This is a genomic window from Pseudomonas orientalis, from assembly GCF_001439815.1.
Taxonomy (GTDB): domain Bacteria; phylum Pseudomonadota; class Gammaproteobacteria; order Pseudomonadales; family Pseudomonadaceae; genus Aquipseudomonas; species Aquipseudomonas orientalis.
In genome coordinates, this window is record NZ_JYLM01000005.1 from 455,499 (window position 1) to 465,046 (window position 9,548).

The 9,548-nt window shown below is 63.2% G+C and carries 3 protein-coding genes and 1 rRNA gene; all 4 read right to left on the reverse strand.

Annotated features, from left to right (window positions below):
* Positions 1–109: 109 nt before the first annotated feature.
* Entirely contained in the window at positions 110–2,179 is a 2,070-nt protein-coding gene (recD, locus tag TU82_RS15770) for an exodeoxyribonuclease V subunit alpha (RefSeq protein ID WP_057724069.1), read from the reverse strand.
* Entirely contained in the window at positions 2,176–5,847 is a 3,672-nt protein-coding gene (gene recB / locus TU82_RS15775; protein ID WP_057724070.1) for an exodeoxyribonuclease V subunit beta, read from the reverse strand. The genes recD and recB overlap by 4 nt, the downstream gene beginning before the upstream one ends.
* Entirely contained in the window at positions 5,844–9,296 is a 3,453-nt protein-coding gene (gene recC, locus TU82_RS15780) for an exodeoxyribonuclease V subunit gamma (protein WP_057724071.1), read from the reverse strand. Before recC ends, recB begins: the two co-directional genes overlap by 4 nt.
* Positions 9,297–9,431: 135 nt before the next feature.
* A 5S ribosomal RNA gene (gene rrf, locus TU82_RS15785) occupies positions 9,432–9,547 on the reverse strand.
* Position 9,548: the final 1 nt, after the last annotated feature.

A 9,548-nucleotide genomic window follows, 5' to 3' on the forward strand; every position in this document is an offset into this window, starting at 1 on the left:
GCCGCAACGATAGCACAGCAACGGAAAACCCCATGGAGCGAGGCTTCGGTGGGGTTGCGTATTTTTTCAGAAAAATCAGGCATCTGAACTGGAAATATCCTATGACCGTTCAGTCAGTTTCTTCGGGCGCGGCGTCCAGCTCCAGCATCAGCCCGCTCAAGCGTTTGACCCTACGCCGCACGGCTTCCTCAAAGACCCCGGCACGCGGTTCGATCAGGCTGAACCAGCGTTTGGCGCGGGTGATACCGGTGTAGATCAGTTCTTTGGTCAGCACCGGGTTCAACGCGTCCGGCAGGATCAGCGCGGTATGGGTGAACTCCGAGCCTTGGGATTTGTGCACGGTCATGGCATAGACGGTTTCCACGTCGTTGAGCCGGCTGGGCAGCACGAAGCGCACGCCACCCTGGCCGTCATTGCGCGGAAAGGCCACGCGCAGCACCTGAGGGCCGCCGTCGCTTTCGGGCAATTTCAAGGCGATACCGATATCCCCGTTCATCAGGCCCAGACCGTAGTCATTACGGGTCATCAGCACCGGACGCCCTTCATACCACTGCTCGTCGCCCTCGATCAGCCGCACCTTGCGCAAGGCGGCGGTGATGCGCAGGTTCAGCCCTTCGACGCCCCAGGGGCCTTTGCGTACGGCGCAAAGCAACTGGAACGCGTCGAAGGCTTGCAGCAGTTGCTGGGCCCAACGGGTCCAGGCGTGATCGTCACGCGGGGTCTGCAGTGCAGGACGCGCCGACTGCAGCAGGTTCAGGTAAAAGCGATAGCCCTGGGCACCGTCGCCCTGCCCGTCCAGCACCAGGCGCTCGAGCGCATGATCATGCTCGCCCTTGAGGCTGAGACAGAACAGGTCGTCATGACTGCGCGCGGCCAGCAGCTTGCGCGCCTCTTCAGGGTTCTGCTGGTTGACCCAGCGCGCCAGTTGGCCGATGCCGCTGCCCTCGCCGAAACGACGCGAGTAGCGCAGCATCACCACCTGCTGGGCCAGTGGATGACTGCCGTCGAGGTCTTCCTGCAGGCCGCTGTTACTAAGGTCTTCAGCGCTGACCGCTTGCAGCCATTGGCGGGTGGCCGGGCTGTACCAGCCGGCCTCGGCATCGCGGCACAGATCACCGAGCACCGCGCCCGCCTCCACCGAGGCGAGCTGATCCTTGTCCCCCAGCAGCACCAGGCGAGCATGGGGTGGCAGGGCGTCGAGCAGGTTGGCCATCATTTCCAGATCGATCATCGACGCTTCGTCCACCACCAGCACATCCAGCGGCAGCGGGTTGCCGACGTGATGACGGAAGTGCCGCGTGCCCGGGCGGCTGCCCAGCAAACGGTGAACCGTGGTGACCTGGGTCGGAATCTTTTCGCGCACGTTTATGGGCACTTTCAGCGACAGCACTTGCTGGCTGATGGACTCGGTGAGACGTGCGGCGGCCTTACCGGTGGGCGCGGCCAGGCGGATACGCAAGGGATTGCCGCTTTCCACGGCAGGCGCCTGCAACAGCGCGAGCAGACGCACCACGGTGGTGGTCTTGCCGGTGCCGGGGCCACCGGTGACGATACTGAATGCGCCCCGGGTGGCCAGGGCACAGGCCAGTTTCTGCCAGTCGATCACGCCATCGGGCGCCGGCTGATCGAACAGACCATTCAGGCGCTGCGGCAAATCGGCGGCAACGGTTTCGTGGCGGGCCAGCCGCAGGCGCAAGGCGCTGTCGATGCGCCGTTCATAAGCCCAATAGCGGCGCAGATAGAGGCGTTTTCCGGACAGCACCAACGGGCGGCTTTGGGCCGACTCACTGCCCTCCACCGCCAGCGCAACCAAACGACTGGTCGCCAGGGCATGACACCAGTGGGCGCCCTCCAGCCCCTCGAGCAACTGCGACGGCAACAGCATCGCGCCAGTCTGTTGGTCACCTTCGGGCGGCAGCGACAGGGCAAAGTCCGGCGCCTTGAGGGTTTCGAACAGGTCGAGGCACACATGGCCGTGACCCAATTGGTGGCTGGTCAATGCCGCTGCCAATAGCACAAGGGGATCGGCCTGCGGGTCAAGCTCATGCAGGAAACCGACGAACGCTTTGTCCAAGGCCCGCAGCCAGCCACGCTCGACCCAGCGCTCCAGCAGTTGCACCAGGTCGGCGGCGCGACTGAGCGGCGACAGTTGCTCCAGCGGTAGCGGCGACAGGCTCATAGCAACACTCCTTGTTCCCAGGCGGGCTCGGCTTTTGGCGGGATAGGCTTGCCCTGGAACAACAGGTCCAGCCCTTCGATCAGCTCACGCGGTGGCCGGGTGAAATACGCGCCCTGGGTCGCCGACTGCGTGCCGCGCAGGAACAGGTAGAGGGCGCCGCCGATGTGGCGTTCGTAGTCGTAATCCGGCAGGCGCGCCTTGAGTTGGCGATGCAGGGCCAGCAGGTAAAGCACGTATTGCAGGTCGTACCGATGTTCCAGGATCGACTGTTCCATTGCCTCTATCGTGTAGGCCGAATCGTCTGGCCCGAGCCAGTTGGATTTGTAATCAGCCACGTAATAACGGCCATCGTGCTCGAAGGTCAGGTCGATAAAACCTTTGAACATGCCGTTGAGCAACACCGGTTCTGCCGCCACGCGTGAGACGCCGTGGTGGGTGTACTGGCACACCAGCTTGTCGACAGCGAGTACGTCGACCTTATGACTGGCGAACCAGAACTCCATTTCGATCTGGTAGTGCCGCAGCGCGCTGAGGCTGACCCGGTCGTCGTACAGGGGCAGCGGCGCTTGCAGCAAGTGGCCCAGCCATGCGCTGAGGGTGACGATCCAGCCTTCCCAATTGCGCCGATTGCACCGCGCTCCGACGGCTTTTTCAATGGCCTCGGGGCTCACGTTGAAAGCTTCCTCACCGGCCCACTCCAACAAGCCGTGAAGAAAGGTGCCTGGATTCGGACCGCGTGGGAATCGATGAATATCACCGCCTGATGCCACCACTTCGCGCGGTGCGTCGGGATCAAGGCGTTCGTCATCGAACAGTTTCTGCGCCTGCGGGCTTTCAGGCGCCTCGAGACTGGCGGCGCTCATGCTGTCGCCAATGCGCAAGGCGCTGTAGGACGCAATCCACCAGTTTTCGGCGGCCTTGCGTTTGGGCAACAGCGGCGCCAGCAAGGTCGCTTCGTTGCGCGGGGGGTGGAACACGATGTCCTGCGCTGGGGGCACCTGGGCATAGCGGATGGCCGGGCAACCCTGCTGCGCGTCCAGCAACCAGCGCGCCAGCGCAGCGGACTCACCCAGCGGCGCGCCGGCGCCCAGCAAATAGCCCAGCGCCGACAGGTGCAGCACGGAGCTGCTGCTGTTGCCGCGCTTGAGGTCGGCAATGCCCAGCCAGCAGGCGTGCTTGGCGCGGGTCAAGGCGACATACAGCAAACGCAGGTCTTCGGCCAGGCGCTCATCGTCGGCCTGGGCGATCAACTCAGCGGTGGGCCGCAGGCTGACCTGGGATTTCCCCTGCGCATCGTGGTAATGCAGCGGCAAGCGCGTGCCGTCCACCGGTTTGACCGAGCAGATGAAGGGCAGGAACACCAGGTCGTATTCCAGGCCCTTGGATTTGTGGATCGTCACCACCTTGACCAGTTGCTCATCGCTTTCCAGGCGCAGAATTTGCTCTTCACCGGCCTGGCCCGACAGCGCCAGGTGTTCGGCAAGATGCCGAATCAACGCCTGTTCGCCGTCCAGTTCCGACGCGGCCTGTTGCAGCAGCTCACTGAGGTGCAACAGGTTGGTCAGCACACGCTCGCCATCGCTGCGAGCGATCAGGGTTTGCGGCAGCTTGAAGTCATGCAGCAGGCGACGCAGCATCGGCAGCACGCCCTGGGTGCGCCAGATCGAGCGGTAGCCCCGAAACTGCATCACGCGACTTTCCCACGCCAGTTCGTCCTGGTTCAGACGCTCCAGTTCCGTCAATGACAGGTTCAAGGTGACACAGGCCAGCGCCGCGCGCAGCGGACGTTCGACGTCCGGTTCGGCGCAGGCCTTGAGCCAGGCCAGCAGATCGTGGGCTTCCTGGGCGGCGAAGACCGAGTCCTTGTCCGACAGGTACACACTGCGCACGCCCCGCAACGCCAACTCGGCGCGCACGGCCTGGGCTTCCTTGCCGTCCCGCACGAGGATGGCGATGTCTGACGGCAGCACGCCTTTGAAGATGTCGTCTGTTGCAAAGCCAGCGGTGCCCTGCTGCCCACCATTGAGCAATTCGACGATGTGCGTGGCGCAAGCGGCGGCCAATTGCTGGCGATACAGCACATTGGAAATCGGCTGGTCGGTGGCCAAGTGCCAAAGGTTCATTGCGGGCAGCGTCTGGCCGTCGACCTGCAGCTGGTCTTTGCGGCCTTGGGAAAGCACCGAGTGGAACGGCACCGGGTTACGCCCGTCGGGCTCACGAAACAGGAACGCGCCGCGGCCGGTTTCCGCGCGCTGGAACAGGTGGTTTACCGCTTCGACCATCGCGTGGCTGGAGCGGAAATTGGTGCCCAGGGTGTGGTGGCGACCGGTGGTGGACTGCCGGGCGCGCAGGTAGGTGTAGATGTCCGCGCCCCGGAAGGCGTAGATCGCCTGTTTGGGATCGCCGATCAGGAACAGGCCGCTGTCCAGGTGGTTTTCTTCGATGCGGTAAATGCTGTCGAAAATGCTGTATTGCACCGGATCGGTGTCCTGGAATTCATCGATCAGGGCCACCGGGAATTGCTCGCGGATCACACTGGCAAGACGCTCGCCGCCGTCGGCCTGGAGCGCGGCATTGAGGCGGATCAGCATGTCGTCGAAGCCCATTTCGGCGCGGCGCCTTTTCTCTTCTTCGAAGCGCTTGCCCACCCAGGCGGCGGCGTGTTGCAGCACTGCGGCATCCGGGGTTGGCAGTGCGTCGAGGGCCGCCTTGAGACCGGCCATGGCGTCGATGCCGGGATGCCGCGGCGGCTCGCCTTTCCAGGCTTCGGCCATGCCGTCGGGAGTCAGGCGGGTGAAGCCGGTGCCGATATCCAGTTGTTCCAAGGTTTCGTCGGCGGCCCAGGCACTGATTTTTTCGAACCAGGGTTCAAAGTAACGCGCCTGCATTTTGCGCCCATCGACCGCTTTGTCAGCCACGGCTTGCAGGCACAGATCACGCAACTCGGCGGCCCATTGCTGCCAGGGTGCCTTGATGCTGGCCAATGCCTCGCGGCGCTCGTGCAGGCAGGCAGAGATGATTTCAGCTGGCTCGCGGCTGTCCTCGGCGGGCCGCTCGCTGCCGAACAACGCGCGCACTCGTGGCATCAGCGCGGCCGGGCCGCCCCAGTTATTGCGCACCCAACTGAGCGCGTCGTCGTGCATGGGGTAGCAGAACAGGCGCCAGTAATCGCGCAGCACTTCACCGAGCAGGTCGCTGTGGTCGGTTTCCAGGGCCTGGGTAAACAGGCTGCCGCTGTCGAAGGCGTGTTCGCGCAGCATGCGCTGGCACCAACTGTGAATCGTCGAGACGGCTGCTTCGTCCATCCACTGCGCGGCGATGTCCAGCCGGTTGGCGCAGGCGGGCCAGTGTTCCAGGGGGTATTGATGACGCAGGTCGGCGATCAAAGCGTCGGGCTGTTCGATTTCGTCACGGAAGAACCGCGCAGCCTCCGCCAGACGGATACGGATACGCTCACGCAACTCCTTGGTGGCGGCGTCGGTGAAGGTCACCACGAGGATTTGCGGCGGTAGCAGTTCGCGGCCAAAGCCGGACTCATCGCCGCCGTTGCCGAGCACCAGGCGCAGATACAACGCCGAAATGGTGAAGGTTTTGCCGGTGCCGGCGCTGGCTTCAATCAGCTGGCTGCCTTTGAGCGGGAAGGCCAGGGCCAAGGGTTTGCTGGTCATGCGCCGGCGTCCTCGCTGGACAATGAACGCCAGGGGGCGTTGATCAGGGGGCGATACAAGGTTTCGCACCAACCTTCGAATTCTTCACTGGCGATCAGCGTGGCGTAGTCGGGGAACTGGCGAGTGAGCGCAGGCGTCTCACGGCGCTCACCGTCGGTGGTGATACCGTCGCCCTCGTAGGCTTTGCTGGCAGCCGCCTGGGCTTTGGCCGGATCGGTCTGGCCGAGCCAGGCAAAGGCGGTTTTTACCGCGACGGGCAGCGGCTGGCTCATGCCGGTGTGCCAGGCGAGCAGCAAGTCACCGAGGAGGTTCCGAGCGGTGGAGGTGTCCAACGGGGCCAGCAGCAAGGTGTCGTCACTGGCCACCAGAGCGGTACTCAAGGGCACGCCACAGGCACAGGCGACCACATGATTGACCCAGGGCCGAATCAGGCGGTGCCATTTGCGCGTCTTGATCGAGCCGATGCTGTTGGGAATGGTGGTCACGCTTAACAAGCCGCCATCACTGCGCCGGTGCAGGCCGCTGATCCAGCCTTCGAGCTGAATGCCCTGGTGCTCGAAACTGATCGGCTCCGCGCCAGTGTGCGGGGTTGGCCAGAGCGCCAGGAGTTGCCGGTAGCGCTGCAACAGGTCCGGCAACGGCTCGATCAGCTCGTTGCGCAGGCATTCGCCGAAGCCGACCATAGGCAGCAGGCCACTGCCTTGCAGGCGCAGGGCTTGGGCGCTGAGGGCCTGATCGAGCTGATCGGGCCGGCTCAGCGCCGCGTTGAGCAGGCTGTCGCTGAGGGTGTAGCGTTGCAGTGCGTCAAGGACGAAGGGTTCTTCGTCGGCCAGCGGTACTTCGGCCGCTTCGAAGAACACTTTCAGACGTTGGCTGAAGAAATGTTTGACCGGATTGCGCAGGAAATCCTGTAGCTGGCCAAGACTCAGGGGCTCTTCCTGGTGGTGCGGTGCCAACGCGTGATCATGTTCGAGTACGGCTGGGGCTTCATGCAGCAACTGCCATTCGCGGGCGTAACTGAACAGCGGGTCGCCTTCATGGAAGTAGCGGGCGCTGAAGGGTTGGAGCGGGTGTTCCTGGGTCATCGCGTCGATCAGCGGCTGCTCGCTTTGGGCGTTATGCCAGCCGCTGGCGAGGTGGTCGCGCAGTTGGCCGATCAGCACCGAGGCCGGACGATCGCTGTTGTCGCGGATGCTGCGGCCGACCCAACTGATGTAGAGCTGGTCGCGCGCGGAAAGCAGGGCTTCGAGCAGCAGGTAGCGATCGTCTTCACGGCGGGAGCGATCGCCGGGACGGTAGTCGCTGCCCATCAGGTCAAAGTCCAGCGGCGGCTGGGCACGCGGGTAGTCACCGTCATTCATGCCGAGCAGGCAGACCAGCTTGAACGGGATCGCGCGCATGGGCATCAGGGTGCAAAAATTGACCGCACCCGCGAGGAAGCGCTGGGACAGGCGGCCCTGGTCAAGCCCGGCCAACCATGCCTCACGGACCACGGTGAGCGGTAATTCATCCTGCAGGCCGACGGATTCGCAGGTTTCCAGCCAGGTCTCTCTTAACTGTTCAAGCTGGCCAAGCAGGTAGTCGTCGTGCTCGCTGCCGGGCAGAAAGAACAGCTGCATCAAGCGTTGCAGACGCTCGCCCCACACGTGGGGAGGTGCGGGTTGCGACAGTGCTTGATGCGCGTCGTTTAACGCATCGAGCAAGGCGACCAGTGGACCAATCAGGGCCGCATCAAGCCCACCGATCTCGTCGTAGGGCTCGATGCCTTCGCACGCCACACCGGTGCCGACGGCGTAACCCAGCAGCATCCGCCGCAGGCCGAATCGCCAGCTGTTCTGCTCAAGCTCTGCGGGCAGCCCGAGGCCGGCACGCTGCTCGGCGTTGAGGCCCCAGCGGATGCCCGCGCCTTCGATCCAGCGATGCAGTGTAGGCAAGTCGCGTTCATTGATGGCGAAACGTTCGCGCAGGGCGGGGACATCCAGCAGGTCGAGAATTTCGCTGACCGGGAAACGGCTGTCAGGGAGTTTGAGCAGGTGCTCGACCGCGATCAACAGAGGGTCACGACCGCGTTGCCCCTGGTCTGTCAGGGTGAAAGGAATGAAGCGTGGGTCATGTCGTTCCAGTTGGCCGAACACCGCGCGGATGTGCGGTGCGTAGCTGTCGACATCGGGGACCATGACGATGATGTCCCGAGGGCGCAACGTAGGATCGGCGCTGAAACGTTGGAGTAATTGGTCGTGGAGAATCTCCACTTCGCGTTGGGCGCTATGGGCGATGTGAAAGCGAATGGAGGCGTCGCGTGTCAGATCGACTGCGGGCCAGAACTCACGGGTTTCGTCGAGTGGGCGCAGTTCGAGGATGTCGTCCTGAAGCTGGTTGAGCAGCGTGGTGGGCTGGCTGTCGCTGAACAGGTCGATACGACCATCGCGGAAGGCGGCGCGGTAGCTGTTGGGGTCGTCATAACTGTCCAACAGGCTGATGTAGTCACGGCCCTGCTTGCCCCAGGCGGCGAGCAGCGGATGAGCGTGCTGGTGCAAGGTGTGCGGGTCGATGGTGACGGGCATGCCGGTCTTGCGTGCCTGGCGCTTGTATTCGTTACGCAGCAGGTCCTTGTCGGCCACGATGTCCGACCAATGATGGCGGCAAGGGTTGTGCACGCACAGCAGCACTTGGCTGAAACGGGCCAGGCCCGCCAGTGCTTCGAGCGCTTGGGCGGGCAGCGATGAAATGCCGAAGACGATCACGCGGGAAGGCAAGCCAGGCGGCGCGTGCTCAAGCGTATTGATGCGTTCGATAAAGCGCTGGTGAACGCCGGCGCGGCTCTCGGCCATGCCCTGCTCCCCTACGTCAAGCAACAACGCGCGCCATAACTCAGCCTGCCAACAGTTGGCGGGGTTAAGGGGTTTGGATTCGCCGCGCCCGTTGCGTAACTGATGGCGCCCCGCAGCCCAATCTTCCAGCCAATCGGCGCGATACACTTGGTATTGGTCGAACAAGTCGGCCAGCCGCTCGGCGAGCTGGTAGCGTTTGCGCAGGTCGGTGTCGTGAGTCAGGAAGCGTTGCAGCGGTTCGAAATGGGGTTGGTTGATAAGCTCCGGGAGCAGACGCATGAGTCGCCACGTCAACGGGGCCTTATCAAGCAGGGACTTGGAGGGGATTTCGTCACGACCCAGCACCATGCGATAGAGCTGCCACATGAAGCTGCCGGGCAATTGCACATCGATTGCCGCCGCGATGCCACAGCCACCCATATCGTCTTCCTGCGGATCTTCGGCCAGGGCAAGCTTGAGCCATTGGGCGATGCCGTTGCTTTGCACCAGCGCGATTTCGTTTTCCAAAGGCGCCAGGGGATAACGGCGCATCCAGCTGACTACCAGGCTGCGCAGCTCGTCCAGGCGGTTACCGTGAACCACCATGAATCCTGCGCTGAGGGACGTTGCACCCGGCATAACGGTTTCCTTGGAAAGGCAAAAATCGAGGCTTGGACTTTAGCACTGAAGACCATTGCCATGAGCGCCTTGATACTTTTCAACCGCCCAAAACAAAACCCCAACTGCTTTCGCAATTGGGGTTCTGGAATTTAATCTTGACGATGACCTACTCTCACATGGGGAAACCCCACACTACCATCGGCGATGCATCGTTTCACTGCTGAGTTCGGGATGGGATCAGGTGGTTCCAATGCTCTATGGTCGTCAAGA

What these genes read in the sequence shown, in the direction of transcription:
- recD (WP_057724069.1), bottom strand. Translation starts at nt 2,179, where the DNA reads ATGAGCCTGTCGCCGCTACCGCTGGAGCAACTGTCGCCGCTCAGTCGC.
- recB (WP_057724070.1), bottom strand. Translation starts at nt 5,847, where the DNA reads ATGACCAGCAAACCCTTGGCCCTGGCCTTCCCGCTCAAAGGCAGCCAG.
- recC (WP_057724071.1), bottom strand. Translation starts at nt 9,296, where the DNA reads ATGCCGGGTGCAACGTCCCTCAGCGCAGGATTCATGGTGGTTCACGGT.